General features: G+C 63.1%; 16 protein-coding genes. 1 reads left to right on the top strand and 15 read right to left on the bottom strand.

The window, feature by feature from the left end:
* Window positions 1-82: 82 nt before the first annotated feature.
* Together PVT67_RS18090 and PVT67_RS18085 are read right to left on the bottom strand one after the other, a co-directional pair.
* Window positions 83-1,207 carry a PilT/PilU family type 4a pilus ATPase gene (locus PVT67_RS18090; protein WP_336407779.1) on the bottom strand — a complete coding sequence of 375 codons (1,125 nt, stop codon included), beginning with the start codon at window positions 1,205-1,207 and terminating at the stop codon, window positions 83-85.
* Window positions 1,208-1,263: 56 nt separating this feature from the next.
* Window positions 1,264-1,740 carry a DUF4124 domain-containing protein gene (locus tag PVT67_RS18085; protein WP_301496201.1) on the bottom strand — a complete coding sequence of 159 codons (477 nt, stop codon included), beginning with the start codon at window positions 1,738-1,740 and terminating at the stop codon, window positions 1,264-1,266.
* 328 nt (window positions 1,741-2,068) lie between these two features.
* Here PVT67_RS18085 and PVT67_RS18080 point away from each other — a divergent pair, with 328 nt between their 5' ends.
* A complete protein-coding gene (locus PVT67_RS18080) occupies window positions 2,069-2,800 on the top strand; it encodes a hypothetical protein (RefSeq protein ID WP_301496199.1) in 732 nt (243 codons plus the stop codon).
* An 87-nt stretch (window positions 2,801-2,887) separates the two neighbouring features.
* Here the strand turns inward: PVT67_RS18080 and PVT67_RS18075 are convergent, their stop codons facing one another.
* From PVT67_RS18075 to PVT67_RS18015, 13 genes are all read right to left on the bottom strand, one after another.
* The gene (locus PVT67_RS18075; protein ID WP_301496196.1) at window positions 2,888-4,531 is read right to left on the bottom strand and encodes an ArnT family glycosyltransferase; all 1,644 of its coding nucleotides are present in this window, start codon (window positions 4,529-4,531) and stop codon (window positions 2,888-2,890) included.
* Window positions 4,532-4,535: 4 nt separating this feature from the next.
* Window positions 4,536-4,802, bottom strand: a complete 267-nt coding sequence (locus PVT67_RS18070; RefSeq protein ID WP_301496193.1) for a lipid-A-disaccharide synthase N-terminal domain-containing protein — start codon at window positions 4,800-4,802, stop codon at window positions 4,536-4,538.
* The gene (locus PVT67_RS18065) at window positions 4,802-5,515 is read right to left on the bottom strand and encodes a glycosyltransferase family 2 protein (RefSeq protein WP_336407778.1); all 714 of its coding nucleotides are present in this window, start codon (window positions 5,513-5,515) and stop codon (window positions 4,802-4,804) included. Before PVT67_RS18065 ends, PVT67_RS18070 begins: the two co-directional genes overlap by 1 nt.
* 121 nt (window positions 5,516-5,636) lie before the next feature.
* On the bottom strand, window positions 5,637-6,641 hold the full coding sequence (hemB, locus tag PVT67_RS18060) for a porphobilinogen synthase (RefSeq protein WP_301496189.1): 1,005 nt from the start codon (window positions 6,639-6,641) through the stop codon (window positions 5,637-5,639).
* Window positions 6,642-6,668: 27 nt separating this feature from the next.
* A complete protein-coding gene (locus tag PVT67_RS18055; RefSeq protein WP_301496187.1) occupies window positions 6,669-7,451 on the bottom strand; it encodes a TatD family hydrolase in 783 nt (260 codons plus the stop codon).
* A complete protein-coding gene (locus PVT67_RS18050; RefSeq protein ID WP_301496177.1) occupies window positions 7,448-7,942 on the bottom strand; it encodes a hypothetical protein in 495 nt (164 codons plus the stop codon). Before PVT67_RS18050 ends, PVT67_RS18055 begins: the two co-directional genes overlap by 4 nt.
* Window positions 7,939-8,676, bottom strand: coding sequence for a twin-arginine translocase subunit TatC (gene tatC / locus PVT67_RS18045; RefSeq protein ID WP_336407858.1), 738 nt, complete (start codon window positions 8,674-8,676; stop codon window positions 7,939-7,941). Before tatC ends, PVT67_RS18050 begins: the two co-directional genes overlap by 4 nt.
* Window positions 8,663-9,019, bottom strand: a complete 357-nt coding sequence (gene tatB, locus PVT67_RS18040) for a Sec-independent protein translocase protein TatB (protein ID WP_301496173.1) — start codon at window positions 9,017-9,019, stop codon at window positions 8,663-8,665. The genes tatC and tatB overlap by 14 nt, the downstream gene beginning before the upstream one ends.
* On the bottom strand, window positions 9,019-9,252 hold the full coding sequence (gene tatA / locus PVT67_RS18035; protein WP_301499732.1) for a twin-arginine translocase TatA/TatE family subunit: 234 nt from the start codon (window positions 9,250-9,252) through the stop codon (window positions 9,019-9,021). The genes tatB and tatA overlap by 1 nt, the downstream gene beginning before the upstream one ends.
* 50 nt (window positions 9,253-9,302) lie before the next feature.
* The gene (ubiB, locus tag PVT67_RS18030; RefSeq protein ID WP_301496171.1) at window positions 9,303-10,919 is read right to left on the bottom strand and encodes a ubiquinone biosynthesis regulatory protein kinase UbiB; all 1,617 of its coding nucleotides are present in this window, start codon (window positions 10,917-10,919) and stop codon (window positions 9,303-9,305) included.
* Entirely contained in the window at window positions 10,916-11,518 is a 603-nt protein-coding gene (locus tag PVT67_RS18025) for a ubiquinone biosynthesis accessory factor UbiJ (RefSeq protein WP_301496169.1), read from the bottom strand. The genes ubiB and PVT67_RS18025 overlap by 4 nt, the downstream gene beginning before the upstream one ends.
* A gap of 1 nt (window position 11,519) precedes the next feature.
* The gene (gene ubiE, locus PVT67_RS18020; RefSeq protein ID WP_301496167.1) at window positions 11,520-12,269 is read right to left on the bottom strand and encodes a bifunctional demethylmenaquinone methyltransferase/2-methoxy-6-polyprenyl-1,4-benzoquinol methylase UbiE; all 750 of its coding nucleotides are present in this window, start codon (window positions 12,267-12,269) and stop codon (window positions 11,520-11,522) included.
* A gap of 148 nt (window positions 12,270-12,417) precedes the next feature.
* The gene (locus tag PVT67_RS18015) at window positions 12,418-14,574 is read right to left on the bottom strand and encodes a carboxypeptidase-like regulatory domain-containing protein (RefSeq protein WP_301496165.1); all 2,157 of its coding nucleotides are present in this window, start codon (window positions 14,572-14,574) and stop codon (window positions 12,418-12,420) included.
* Window positions 14,575-14,641 lie beyond the last annotated feature (67 nt).

Below are 14,641 nucleotides of genomic sequence, written 5' to 3'. Positions count from 1 at the left end.
GGCATCCGGTTTCCCGTGATCGGTTTTATTCCTTATCGACAGCAACATCCTTGGTCTTGATTGAACTTTGGTCTTAGTAGCCTTATTCGTCCTCGCCTTCTTCCCCTTCCAGGCGCAGGTCCATGGCGCCGCTGCCGGCCGTTTCGTTCTTGGCCAGCTTGACCTTGAGGCGCAGGTCGTTGACGGAGTCGGCATTGCGCAGCGCCTGGTCGAGGTCGATCTTGCCTTCCATGTGCAGTTTGAACAGGGCTGTGTCGAAGGTCTGCATGCCGAGGTTCTCGGACTTCTGCATGATCTCCTTGATGGCGTGGACATCGCCGCGTTTGACCATGTCCTGCACTGTGGAGGTGCCCAGCAGTATCTCCACGGCGGCACAGCGCTTGCCGTCCACCGTCGGCACCAGGCGTTGGGAGACGAAGGCCCTCAGGTTCAGGGACAGGTCCAACAGCAGCTGGGGGCGGCGCTCTTCCGGAAAGAAGTTGATGATACGGTCCAGGGCCTGGTTGGCGTTGTTGGCGTGCAAGGTGGAGATACAGAGGTGGCCGGTTTCGGCGAAAGCGAGGGCGTGCTCCATGGTCTCGCGGTCACGGATCTCACCGATGAGGATGACGTCAGGCGCCTGGCGCAGGGTGTTGATCAGGGCGGCATGGAAACTGCGGGTGTCTGTGCCCACTTCCCGCTGGTTGATGATGCTCTTCTTGTGCTTGTGGACGAACTCCACCGGATCTTCGATGGTGATGATGTGGCCGCTGGCGTTGCTGTTACGGTAGTCGATGAGGGCCGCCAGGGAGGTGGACTTGCCCGAACCGGTGGCACCGACGAAGAGCACCAGGCCGCGCTTGGACATGATCACGTCTTTGAGCACTTCCGGCATGCCCAGGTCTTCCAGCTTGGGGATGTCGTTGCGGATATAGCGCGCCACTATGCTGACTTCGTTGCGCTGTTTGAAGATGTTGACCCGGAAGCGACCGACACCGGGAATGGAGCGGGCCAGGTTCATCTCCAGCTCCTTGTTGAACTTGAGTCGCTGCTCTTCGTCCATGACGAAGTCAGCCACTTCGGCGATCTCACCCGGGGCCAAGGCGTCCTTGGCCAGGGCCTTGAGCTGGCCATGGAACTTGGCGCAGGGCGGCGCGCCTGTGGACAGGTAGAGATCCGAGCCCTCGTTGCGGGCCAGCACTGTCAGGTATTGGTCGATGTCGATCATGGGAGTCTTCTTATGATTGCAAGCGGCCTAATAAGTACAACGCTTGTAGCCGGACATCAAGGTGCGCAGTGGCCGCGCCTAAAGAAGTAGTAGCCGTAGTCGCCTTTCATTACCATGCCGTCGGCACCTTGCATGACCAGATGGTAGTTACCCAAGCGGGGGTCATCCACCTGCAGCAGCTCCTCTTCCTGGCTGAAGTCGCTGAGGATCTGGAGGGGGCCATTGACCACCTCCAACTGGCGGTCACCGAAGGTCCACTGGGCAGGTTTGCTGAGATCCTTGGCACCGGTCAGGGAAAGGGACGTGGCGAAGTTGCACCATTGCCCGACCAGGGGCTTGAACTGCTGGCTGCGGGTAACGCGGGTCTTGGATTGGGGACCCGTCTTGTCTTTCTGGTAAAGTCTCTGGATGCCGTGCTGGCAAGGGGTATCCCGATACTCCACTTTGCCCTGTGCCGTCTTGCACTGATAGACGCCAGCCTGGGCAAAAGCGGCGTAAAAACACAGGGTGACAAAAAGCCAGATACGCGGCATGCTGTTTCTCAAAAAGTGTAACAACTCCTTAAAGACTAACATTGGCATCTTAAATAACAAGAGCTTAAGAAATAGGCATGATAATGGACTCTATGGCCCATAATGCTATTTACCGGAGCAACGCCAAAAAGGGACACTTGCGGCGCGACCACTGCCAAACAACTTCAAGCACAATAGGTGGTTGATGAATTTTGAATTTTCCGCTTTCGTGAAAGCGAAACGGCGTACTTTGGGTCTTTCGCAGGAAGAGTTCGCACACCACCTCTCCTGCCGCAGAGAAGCCTTTGCCAGGTTGGATGCCGTGACCATCAGTCGATGGGAGCGGGGGGTGACTACGCCTTCTCTTTACCGCCAGGCCCAGATCATTGCCGCCGTGGGGGACGACCCCCTGAAAACGCTCTGTGAGAGTGAGGACGACGAAGCCAAAGAGCTGGCGGATGCCTTCCTGCTGCGCGAGCCTTGGACCCGCCTGCGCGCCTTCTTCTATCGCTACCGAGTTGCCGACCACCTGAAGGTGGGGGTCGAGATGAGCGAGGATGACCAGGCCGAGTTCGAGCGCTTCTACGGTTGGGTGGGCGCCTGCGACAGTGGCGACGTCATGATCGAGGCCTGCCGCCGCTTGAATGCCGAGGGCCGCCTGTCCCACCAGTTGATCCGCCATCACGACCTGCTGTTGGCCCACATGGTCATGGTGCCCATAAAGAAGTCGGCCAAGGACGCCATCGCCATCGACGGGGATGACTACTTCAGCAAGCTGACCCCAGGGCAGTTGCCGGAAGAAAACGCCCCCTGCTATCTGCTGGTCACCCATGCCGGTGGTCTTTGCGACAGCCAGTTGGAAAGGTGCCTGCGCAAGCTGATGGACCGCATCACCCGTCACAGCCATATCCACGGCGTGATCTGGCGCGGCTACCGCGGCGATGCCGACTCTCTCTGCAACGTGCTGGGCATGGAGTTCATCGGCCGGGCCAACGAAACAGGCCATTACTACCTGTTGGAGCGGGAACGCCTGGCCAGCCAGTTGGCGGCGGCCCTGCTGGGTAAGACGGACGACAATTGATCCTGGTTACCATGAAAAAAGCCCCGGCCTGATGCCGGGGCTTTTGTTTGGGGTTTTCCCTGGACCTTCGACAGGTCCAGGGAAGGATCAGGGCTTGATAACGCCGTAATCGGGCCCCTGGTAGCGTGGGGCCGGCTCCACGCCAGGCTCGCAGCCGGGCTTGAGCTGGTCGGCGCTGACCAGGTACCAGAGGCCACCGTGGCGATCGCCCACGAAGAGGTCGTCACTCAGCTTGAAGCACTGCTCTATGTTGCGCTTGGGTCCCAGCACATAGTACTGCTGGCCCTGCTGCACCCAGTCGCGGGCGGCGGCCCGCTGGGCAGGCAGGTCGCCATGGAAGCCAAACTGCACCACTGGCCTGTCGGCAAAGAGGGCGAACTGCTCCTTGTAGTCCAGCAGCGCCAGCTTGCCATCGGGCCCGATGCGCTGGCTGACCTTGGCCATGATGTCGACGGGGGTGCGTACGGTATCAAGGGCAGGCCCGCCCAGCAGGCTATAGCCCAGCCAGAAGCCCCCTATCACCCAGCCCCAGCCCTGCCAGACGGGCTTGTTGCGGCTCAGCCACTGGGCGGCCAGCATCAAGATGCCTGTGACGGCCAGGAACACCACGCCTTCGGTGCCCAGCAGCTTGTGGGCCTTTGGCAGGGCGGCGGCGATCAGCAGCGCTGCCGTCAGCAGCCAACCCAGGCCACGCCACAGGCGCTGGCACCAGCGGCCGGCCAGGGCCTGCTCCAGGAAGGGCGCCGTCACCAGGGCCAGCCAGGGCAGGGCCGGGGTGATGTAGACGCCGCGCTTGCCGGGGCTGATGGAGAAGAACAGCAGTACCGCCACCACCATCACCAGTGGCAACAGCACTTCAGGCCGCGCCTTTTCCTTCCACCATGTCTTGGCCAGGAAGGGGATCATCAGCGACAGCGGTAGCCAGAATACCGGCACCACTTCGACCAGGTAATACCAGAAGGGCTTCTTGTGGCCCAGGGAATGGACATAGCGGTTGGCGGTCTGGTTGAAGAGGATGTTGTCCCTGTAGGCCATGGCTTCCGGGTTGCTGCTGTGGGCGGCGTACCAGAGCATGGGCAGGCCCCAGGTGGCGATGGCCGCCAGCAGCACCAGCGGGCCCAGCCAGCCGCGCTTGCTCATATTGGCCCGCAGATCTTTGCGCCAGAGCAGCGGCAGCAGCAGGAACAGCGCCAGTACCCCTACCCCTTTGGTGATGACCCCGAAGCCGGCGGCGGCAAAGCCGATGAAGTACCAGCGCCAGTCCGGCCCCAGCAGCAGGTGCCTGGCCAGGCCGTAGCCGCCCAAGGTGATCCAGAACACCACCAGCATGTCGATCTGGGCCGTCTTGGCCTGCAATGTGAACTGCAGGGTGAAGGCCAACAGCCAGAGGGTGCGGGTCGCCGCTTCCTGGCCGAAGAGGCGGCGGGACAGGTCCACCGTCAGCCAGGCGGTACCCAGGCCGGCCAGGGCCGAAGGCAGCAGGAAGGCCAGCTTCAGCGGCACCTTGAGCCAGACGAAGAGGGCTATGGCCCACATGAAGATGGGCGGCTTGTCCGGATAGAGTTCACCCACCCGGTGCGGGATCAGCCACTGGCCGGTGTTGACCATCTCCTGGGCGATGAGGGCGAAGCGGGGTTCGTCCGCCGGCCAGGGCCAGCGCAGGCCGATGCCGGCCAGCACCACGACGGCCAGCATCAGCCAGCCAAGGCGGTAGGTGTTGTCTGCTTTCATGGCGTCAGTTTCGGCTCTCATGGGCCTTGATCAGCTGCAGGTTGCGCAGGTAGATGGCAAGGCCTGCGCCCTGGCCGACCATGAACACCGGGTCCTGGCGGTAGACGGCGTAGACCAGCAGCAATGTGGAGCCGCCCAGGGAGAAATACCAGAAGGCCTTGGGCACTATGCTCTGCTTGGCCTTTTCACTGGCCAGCCATTGCAGCAGGAAGCGAGCGGAAAAAAGCAGCTGGCCGGCGAAGCCGACCACCAGCCAGAGGTTTTCTTTCATCACAGTTCCTCGGTGAGGGTGGGCAGCTTGGCCCTTTTCTGCAGCCAACGTACCCCGAACATGTCGACCAGGCCCACCCAGAGGCGGTTGTTGAGGCCGTACTTGGAAACACCGGCGGTACGGGCCCTGTGGTTGACGGGCTGGCTCAGCACCTTGGCGCCGGCGCGCTTGGACAGGGCCGGGAAGTAGCGGTGCATGTGGTTGAAGTAAGGCAGGGTCAGGAACAGCTCACGGCTGATCAACTTGAGGCCACAGCCGGTATCCACCACATCGTCGTTGAGCAGGCGGCGGCGCACGCCGTTGGCGATCTTGGAGGACATGCGCTTGCCCCAGCTGTCATTGCGGCGGGTGCGGATGCCGCAGACGCAGAGCGGGCCTTCGGGCTGGCTCTCGGCCAGGGCCAGCAGCTTGGGAATGTCGGCCGGGTCGTTCTGGCCGTCACCGTCTATGGTGACCACGTACTGGCCGCGGGCGGCGCGGCCGCCGTGCCAGATGGCGGTGCTTTGGCCGCAGCTCTTGGCGAAGCGCAGGGCGCGCAGCCAGTCGTGCTGTTGCTTCATCTCGGTCAGCAGCGCCCAGCTGTTGTCTTCCGACGCGTCGTCTATGACCACCACTTCGAAGGGCACATCGGCCAGGCTGGCCTGGATTTCCGCCAGCAGGCCGGGCAGGTTTTCCGACTCGTTCTTGGCAGGTATCACTACGGACACTTTCATCAACGTCCTCGCATTTTTCCGAAGGCACCGAGGTTCCAGTGCCTTGATTAGGATCTATCAATATTCCAGTGAGCAGCCTAAGTGAAACTCAATGGGCTGCAACAGGGCTTTGGGCCCCTGCTTATTTCTCTCGCAGCCATTGGGCGGCACGCTTGGCGAAATAGGTAAGGATACCGTCAGCGCCCGCTCTCTTGAAGCACAGAAGAGATTCAAGCACTGTTTCTTTTTCTTTAAGCCAGCCGTTCTGGATGGCTGCCATCTGCATGGCGTATTCACCGGACACCTGGTAGGCGAAGGTGGGCACGCGGAATTCGTCTTTGACCCGGCGAACCACGTCCAGGTAAGGCATGCCCGGCTTGACCATCACCATGTCCGCCCCTTCCTGGAGATCCAGGGCCACCTCGTGCAGGGCCTCGTCACTGTTGGCCGGGTCCTGCTGGTAGGTCATCTTGTTGCCGCCCTTGAGGTTGGCGGCGGAGCCGACGGCATCCCGGAAGGGGCCATAGAAGGCGGAGGCGTACTTGGCGGAATAGGCCAGGATGCTGACGTTGTGGTGGCCTGCGGCTTCCAGGGCCTGGCGGACGGCGCCGATGCGGCCATCCATCATGTCGGAGGGTGCCACTATGTCGGCGCCGGCTTCGGCGTGGCTCAGGGCCTGCTTGACCAGCACTTCTGTGCTGATGTCGTTCAGCACATAGCCGTTTTCATCGATGATGCCGTCCTGGCCGTGGGTGGTGAAAGGGTCCAGGGCCACGTCTGTTATCACCCCCATCATGGGGAAGGCTTCCTTGATGGCGCGGGTCGCCTTCTGGGCCAGGCCGTCCGGGTTGTAGGCTTCCTCGGCATGCAGGGACTTGGCTTCGATGGGCGTCACGGGGAAGAGCGCCACGGCCGGCACCCCCAGTTCCACCAGCTCCTCGACCTCCTTGAGCAGCAGGTCGATGGAGAGGCGATCGACGCCGGGCATGGAGGCCACTTCTTCGCGGCGGTTCTTACCTTCCAGCACGAATACCGGGTAGATCAGGTCGTCGACGCTCAGCTTGTTCTCGGCCATCAGGCGGCGGCTGAAGTCGTCCTTGCGCAGGCGGCGCAGGCGGGTATGGGGAAAAGGCGCACGGTTCAACATCTTAAGTCTCCTTGGAAAAGCCCGCCGCTACCCGGTGAACCCGAAAAGGCGCTGGCTGTTGGCCAGGGTACTGGCTGCCAGGGCTTCTGGGTCCTGCCGGCGGCACGCAGCGACGGTGGCAAGAATATGGGGCAGGTACTGGGGCTCGTTGCGTCTGTGCTTGAGCTTGAGATCCCGCGGGATCAGGTAGGGGGCGTCGGTCTCCAGCAGCAGCCTGTCCTCGGGGATCAGGCGCACCAGTTCCTTGAGGTGGCCGCCGCGGCGTTCATCGCAGATCCAGCCGGTGATACCCACATGGAGATCCAGCTCCAGCCAGCGCTTGAGGGTGGCCTCGTCGCCGGTGAAGCAGTGGGCCACGGCGCCGGGCAGCTTGTCCCGGTATTGGCGCAGTATCTGGTATTGGCGCTCGCCGGCCTCCCGCTCGTGGAGCAGCACCGGCATCTTGAGCTCGGCCGCCAGCGCCAGCTGCGCTTCGAAGACGGCCTCCTGGACAGGGCGTGGCGAGAGATCCCGGAAGAAGTCCAGGCCACATTCCCCTATGGCCAGCACCTCGGGCCGGACCGCAAGTTGTCGCAGCCTCTCGATAAAGCCCGGGGAGGCCTCGGCGGCATAGTGGGGGTGGACGCCGGCGGTGGCGTAGAGGCCGGGGCGGCCGGCCGCGTAGTCGGCGGCCTTCTCGCTCTCGGCCTCGCTGGTCCCTGTCAGTATCAGGTAGGGCACGCCGGCGTCAGAGGCGGTCGCCACCACCTGCTCCCGGTCGGCGTCAAAGGCGCCGTCGGTCAAGTTGATGGCGATGTCGCAGAGCCTCATTTGCTGCGGCTGACCCTGATGGTGCGGCCGCCGCCGTCCTTGCCCAGGTAGACGGCGCCCAGGGCACCCTTCTCCAGCTTGACGGTGTCGCCGGTCTTGATACCGCTGTAACCGCTGTCACCCTGCTTCCAGGTCTGGCCGTTATCCAGCACCAGGATCAGCTTGCCGTAGGGGTCTTTGTTGATCTTGACCACCACCGCCTTGATGCTGTCCAGCTCGTGTTTCTTCTCGACCTGCTGCTCCATGCCGAAGCTGGCCACGGGGTCATGGGTCTCTGCCACCACCTTGGGGCGCTGCAGAGCCTGTTCCTCGGCGGAAGTCACAGGAGCTACGGCCATGTCGCCTTGGCTCCTGGCCTGCTTGGCCAGGGCATCGAAACAGGCCAGGCGCAGGCCGTCGTCGCTCAATTGGGCGCATTGGGCCAGCTTGTCTTGGATATTGGCACTGGCGCCGAAGGCCAGGACCAGCAGGGGCAGGTAACGCAGTTTCATGAGGGCTCCTCATCCTTGGGTTTCAGACCCACCAGCCTGGCCATCAGTAGGCCGGATTCGAACAGCAGCCACATGGGCACGGCCAGCAGGGTCTGGGAAATCACGTCGGGCGGGGTCAACAGCATGCCCAGTGTGAAGGCGATAACGACGATATAGGGACGCTTGGCGCTGAGGCTCTGGATGTCGGTCACGCCCGTATAGCAGAGCAGCAGCACGAAGATGGGGATCTCGAAGGCGAGGCCAAAGGCGAAGAACAGCTTGAGTACGAAATCCAGGTAACTGGAGATGTCGGTGGCTATGGTCACCCCTTCGGGGGCCACCGAGGTGAAGAAGGCGAAGATCACCGGGAACACCACGAAATAGGCGAAGGCGATGCCACCGTAGAAGAGCAGGCTGCTGACGGCCAGCAGCGGCGCCACCAGGCGGCGCTCGTGCTGGTAGAGGCCTGGGGCCACGAAGGCCCAGATCTGGTAGAGGATGGCCGGCATGGCCGCGAAGAAGGCCAGCACCAGGGCCAGCTTGAAGGGCGCGAAGAAGGGCGAGGCCACGTCTGTGGCGATCATCGAAGCGCCCTTGGGCAGATGGCTGATCAGCGGCAGCGCCAGGTGGTGGTAGAGATCCTTGGCGAAAAAGGCGGTGACCAGCAGCATCAGCCCCACCGCCATCAGGGCGCGCAGCAGGCGGGAACGCAGCTCCAGCAGGTGCTGCAGCAGGGGCATCTCACTCATGGCGATCCTGGGACTTGTCTTCGGCCTGGGGAGCCGGCTTCGCAGGTGGCTCTGCCGGTTTGGCGTAGGGCCTGTTCAGTTCCTCGGCGCTGCGCTTCATGTCTTCGACCTTCTGCTCCAGCTCCTTGGGCAGGTCCTTGCCCAGCTTGTCGGCCTGCTTCATGCTCTCGTTGAGCTCATGGGCTTCCAATTCCCGTTCCAGCTCGCTGCGCACCTGCTGGGCCATGCCCTTGAAGGTGCGCACCCAACGGCCCAGGGTGCGGGCCGCCGCCGGCATGCGTTCGGGCCCCAGCACTATGAGCGCCACCAGCGCCACCAGTACCAGCTCCCCGAAGCCGATGTCGAACATCAGACCTTGTCCTTGTCAGACTTGGCCTTGTCCTCCTGCTTGTCTTCTTTGAATTCGGCGTCGGGCTTGTCTTCCAATTCCTTCTTGGGGGCTTCCTCGTCTTCGTGCATGGCCTTCTTGAAACCCTTGACGGCGGAGCCCAGGTCAGAGCCGATGTTGCGCAGCTTCTTGGTGCCGAACAGCACTAGTACTACCACCAACAAGATCAGTAATTGGGGCCAGCTGATACCCATAGTCAACCTCTAATAATGTCTGACATACCAGGGCATTATACCCCTGGTGGTTATTTTCGCAGCGCCTTTATCCAACTGACCAGGGCGCCCAGGGCCAGGGCTGCGGGCAGCCACCAATGCACCTTGTCCAGCAGCACCGCCGCCGAGATCAGCAGGCTGGCGGCCAGTATCTGCCAACCCATCATCTGGCTGCGCCTGTCGGCGGCCAACGCCTGTTCTTGTTCACGCAGCATGGCCCGCTGTTGCCAGTCCCGGGCCAGGCGCAGGTTGTCGTAAAGGAGATCCGGCAGCTCCGGCAGCTTCTCGCCCCAGAACGGCAGGTTGGCCTTCATATGGCGGAACATGGCCTTGGGGCCCATCTGCTCTTTCAGCCAGTCTTCCAGGAAGGGCTTGGCCGTCTTCCACAGATCCAGCTCGGGGTAGAGCTGGCGGCCCAGGCCTTCGATGTAAAGCAAGGTCTTTTGCAGCAGCACAAGCTGGGGCTGCACTTCCATGTTGAAGCGCCGCGCCGTGTTGAAGAGGTTGACCAGCACCTGGCCGAAGGAGATCTGGGCCAGGGGCTTTTCGAAGATGGGCTCGCAGACGGTGCGGATGGCCACCTCGAACTCGTCGACGCTGGTGTCGAAGGGCACCCAGCCCGAATCCACGTGCAGCTCCGCCACCTTGCGGTAATCGCGGTTGAAGAAGGCCACGAAGTTCTCGGCGAGGTAGCGTTTGTCTTCCTTGGCCAGGGTGCCGACGATGCCGCAGTCGATGCCGATGTACTTGGGATCCTGGGGGTTTTCGAAGGCCACGAAGATGTTGCCAGGGTGCATGTCGGCGTGGAAGAAGGAATCCCTGAACACCTGGGTGAAGAACACCTCCACGCCCTTTTCCGCCAGCCGCTCGAGGTTGGTGCCGTTGGCCTTGAGGCCGTCAATGTCGGCGACTGGGATGCCGTAGATGCGCTCCATCACCAGCAGGCGCTTGCGGCACAGATCCGGGTAGACCTCGGGCACATAGAGGGAGTCTGAGCCCTCGAAGTTTCGCCTCAGCTGGATGGCGTTGGCCGCCTCGCGCAGCAGATCCAGCTCGTCGAAGAGGGTCTTCTGGTATTCCTTGACGACTTCCTTGGGCCTCAGACGGCGGCCGTCCGGCAGCAGCCTGGCCGCCAGGGCGGCGAAGGTGCCCATCAGGGACACGTCGGCCGCCATCACCTTCTGGATGCCGGGGCGGATCACCTTGAGCACCACCTCCTGGCCGCTGTCCTTGAGGCGGGCCGTGTGCACCTGGGCGATGGAGGCCGAGGCCAGGGGCTTCTCGTCGAAGTCGGTAAACCAGTGCTCCAGGGGGCCGCCGAGGCTGCGCTCTATGCTGGCGCGGGCCTGGGCGCCGTCGAAGGGCGGCACCCTGTCCTGCAGCTTGGCCAGTTCCAGGGCCACGTCGTCCGGCAAGAGGTCGCGGCGGGTGGAGAGCATCTGGCCGAACTTGATGTAGACGGGCCCCAGGGCTTCGAAGGCCAGGCGCAGCCGCTGGCCGCGGGGGCTCTTCTTGTGCCTGTTGGGGATCCAGAACAGGGAGAGTCGCCAGAGGCGCATGTACCAGGGCCAGAAGCGGCGCGGCACCAGCTCGTCAATGCCGTGGTTCAGTAAGGTTTTCAGTACCTTATGCAGGCGCAGGCTGCTCATTTGCGCTCCAGTGCCTCGAGGCGGCGGCTAAGGCGCTCGAGGTCGCTTTTCAGGTCGTCCACGTCGTCGAAGAAGGCCTGTTGTTCCAGGCCGCTGGGGGTCAGGCGCGATTCCTCGGTGAGCTGCTCGGCGCCCCACTGGGAAAAGCCCTTGAGGCCCTTATCCAGCCTGGCCTTGACCTTGGTGGCCGTGCTCAGCAGCAGGTGGGCCGGTACGTCGCCGATATAACGGGCCAGTTCCCCTTCCCAGTCGATGTCGAGCTTGGCGAAGAGTTCGGAAAACTGCTTGAGCAGCAAGGGATCGCCGGTGAGCTCCAGCCGCCCTTCCTTGATGGCGCGGGGCAGGTTGGCGCTGTCTTTGAGTTCGTCCAGGGCCGACAGCGGCAGCGCCACTGTGGCGTCGGCTTCGGCCAGGTCGCCTGTGACCAGCAGGCCGGCCTCGGTGACGGTGAAACCGAGGCTGAGCCCGACGTCGGTGAGGCGAACCAGTATCGCCTTGCCCTTGAGGCGGGCCAGGCGGCGGTTGCTGGCCTCGTCCAGGGCCAGCAGCCTGTTGCTGCCGGTTTCCATCAGGGCCTGGAGCAGCTGTTTGAAGGGCATCTTAGAACTTGAAGCCGCGGTGCAGGGCCACTATGCCGCCGGTGAGGTTGTGGTATTCCACCTCGTCGAAGCCGGCGTCGAGCATCATGGACTTCAGGGTTTCCTGGTCGGGGTGCATGCGAATGCTCTCGGCCAGGTACTGGTAGGACTCGCTGTCCCCCGCCACCAGCTTGCCCATGGCCGGCAGCACCTTGAAGGAATAGAGATCATAGGCCTGGGTCAGCAGCTGTGACTGGGGCTTGGAGAACTCCAGCACCAGCAGGCGGCCGCCGGGCTTGAGCACCCTGCACATGGATTTCAGGGCCGCGGCCTTGTCGGTGACGTTGCGCAGGCCGAAGGCGATGGTGATGAGGTCGAAATGGTTGTCGGGGAAAGGCAGGCACTCGGCGTTGGCCTGCACGAAGCGCACATTGCCGACTATGCCCATGTTGCGCAGCTTTTCCTTGCCGACGTTGAGCATGGAATCGTTGATGTCGGCCAGCACCACTTCGCCGTTGTCGCCCACCAGGCGGGCGAACTTGGCGGCCAGGTCGCCGGTACCACCGGCCAAGTCCAGCACCTTCTGGCCCGGACGCACTCCGGAGAGATCGATGGTGAAACGCTTCCAGAGGCGGTGGATGCCCATGGACATCAGGTCGTTCATCAGGTCGTACTTGCCGGCCACCGAGTGGAAGACCCCGGCTACCATCTTGGCTTTTTCCGCCGCCGGGACCGTCTTGAAACCGAAGTCGGTGCTGTTGTTGTCTGCCATGATCTCGTCCTTACAAATTCCGGCCTAGTGTACTTGAGCCTGGCAGCCGGTGCAGCAGCTAAGGAAGGAAAGAAATCCCAAGGCCCTGGCAGCCGAACTGGACAAGCCCTCGCCGGTAAAGAAAAAGCCGCCTTGCGGCGGCTTCGGGTCAGTTGGGCAGCTTGCTGACGTCTATGGGCGGGGCCTGGAGCACGTCGAACTGGCGGATGTCGATGGAATGCAGTTCGGGCTCGGCGTTTAAGGAATAGTGGTAGCTGTTGTCCAGCTCCACGGTCCAGGAGCCGTCATGCTCGCCGCCAAAGGTGAGGTAGCGGTTGTTGTAGATGACGCAGTCGGGATCCTGGAGGTCGGTGCAGGTCCGGCCGGTGGACTTGTTGCGGTAGCGGACCATGTGCAGCCTGCCTTCCTCCAGGGTCCAGAACATGGGCATTGAGCCGTAATCGGACTGGGTCAGGCCGTTCTCGTCGTAGTCGTCGGCCCAATTGGCGGTGGCTGTGCCGTCGCTGTGGAACTCGAACCAGTAGTAGCTGCGAGGGGAGTTGAGGGCGTCGCGGCGATAGGCCATGAAGACCGTCTTGTCGAAGGTCCCGGCCGGCCAATCCTGCTTGACCAGCAGCGGCATCACCTGGCCGCCCAGTTCGGACGTCACCCTGACCAGGTTGTTGTCCGAACGCAGCTGGCCAAAGCGCCACTGGCTCTGGTCGCCCCAGAACAGTTGCAGGCCCTGGTCGCCCTGCTGCCACTGGAAGGGGGCCTGGTTGTCGAGGCGCAGGCCGGTACCGTCGGCGTTGAACTGGAACTGGGCACTGTAGTGCTGCAGGACGCTGTTGTAGTCGAAGTTCTGGTCGCCATGGACCAGGGTGCTGCTCTGCTCCAAGGCCGGCAGCGGCAGGCCCAGGGTGGTGGGGGCCGAGACGGCCAGGGGCTGGACGGCGTCGTCGGTCAGGTACCAGCTGGTGTAGATGAAGTGATCGTCGCCATTGGTGGTCTGGGGCGTGCCGCCGCTGGGGTGGCTGACCTCCTCCCAATGCATCCAGCTTTCTTCCACCACCAGCAGCTGGCCGTTGCTCAGGGCTATGGGCCTGAGGCTGGCCTTGGTCAGCCACTGGGTATGGGTGCTGTCCCCTACGTCATAGCTCCGCTCCATGGCCTGGCCGCTGAAGGTCGCCACCCAGCTGCCGTTCTCGGCCTGCCAGGTGAAGGGGGCCGGTGTCGGGATGTCGACCTCGGTGAGCTGGCCGGTGCCGTCTGCCGCCCAATGCCAGTTGGCGTTGGAGTTCAGGGCCTGGGCCTTGTCGAACTGGGTCATGCTGGCCGGCGGGGCCATGGTCTGGGTTGGCAGGACCTGGCTGTCGGCCAGCATGGCGTCCACCATGTCGCTGAAACCGGCCTGGCTGGTCTGCTGGTCCACCCAATCCTGGTGCTCGAAGACGTGCAGGGCCAGATCACGGGTGTCGGTGACGCCGCTGGGCAGGGCGGCGCCCTTGTCCACCACCGCCTTGATCAGGGCCGCCAGGTTGATCCAGTGGAGGGCGTCCAGCTGGCTCTTGGCCTGATCATACTCCGCTTGGCTGGCGGGGGCATGGCCCAGCTTGGTGGTGAGCAGGCCGTCCAGGGCCGTACTCAGCTGGGTCACGGCGAGGCGCGGCTGCTGCTGGGTATCCAGGCTGCTGCCCTGGGCCAGCAGGTCCTGGGCCTTACCCAGCCAGGAGCTGAGTACGGCCTTGGCGTTGCTGGCGCTTTTGGCCTCGAGGCTCAGCAGGGCGCCGTCTTCCTTTTCGTCCAACTGCAGCGAGAAGTGGAAGTTGCCGTCGTTGTCGGCGGTGGTGGTCAGGGGCGCGTCGCGGCCCGAGATCGTCAGGGTGATGGTGGCGCCCGGCAGGGGGCCGTCGTAGGCCAGGCCGGAGAGGGCCAGCTCATGCTTGATGGCCTTGACGGTCACTGTGCTGGTGGCGGTGCTGGTGGCGCCCTTGTCGTCGGTGACGGTCAGGCTGAACACCAACTGGGCGTCCTCGTCGAGGTCCGGGGCCGTGAAGCCGAGGCTGGCGGTGTCGGTGCCGGCTAGGGTCACCTGGGGGCCAGAGACCTGGGTCCAGGCGTACTTGGCGACGCTGCCGTCGCTGTCACTGGCCGTGGCGGTCAGCTGGGCACTGGCCCGCTCGGTGACGGTCAGGTCGGTCAGCTGGATGCTGGGGGCCTGGTTGGGGATAGCCTTGGCCGGCTCTGTGCCGCCGCCACCTCCGCCGCAACCTCCCAGCAACAGGGCAGCGATCAGGCAGGGAAGGGCTTTCCTTATGGTTTTCATGCATTTCCTTATGGTGTCAGTTTGTCAGGTTGGCGGATTTTATGGAGATGTTAAGAAACTGGCAATC

This window comes from Gallaecimonas kandeliae, assembly GCF_030450055.1.
Classification (GTDB): domain Bacteria; phylum Pseudomonadota; class Gammaproteobacteria; order Enterobacterales; family Gallaecimonadaceae; genus Gallaecimonas; species Gallaecimonas kandeliae.
The sequence above is the reverse complement of the archived record's forward strand: the minus strand, read 5'-3'. Positions and strand labels throughout refer to the sequence as shown.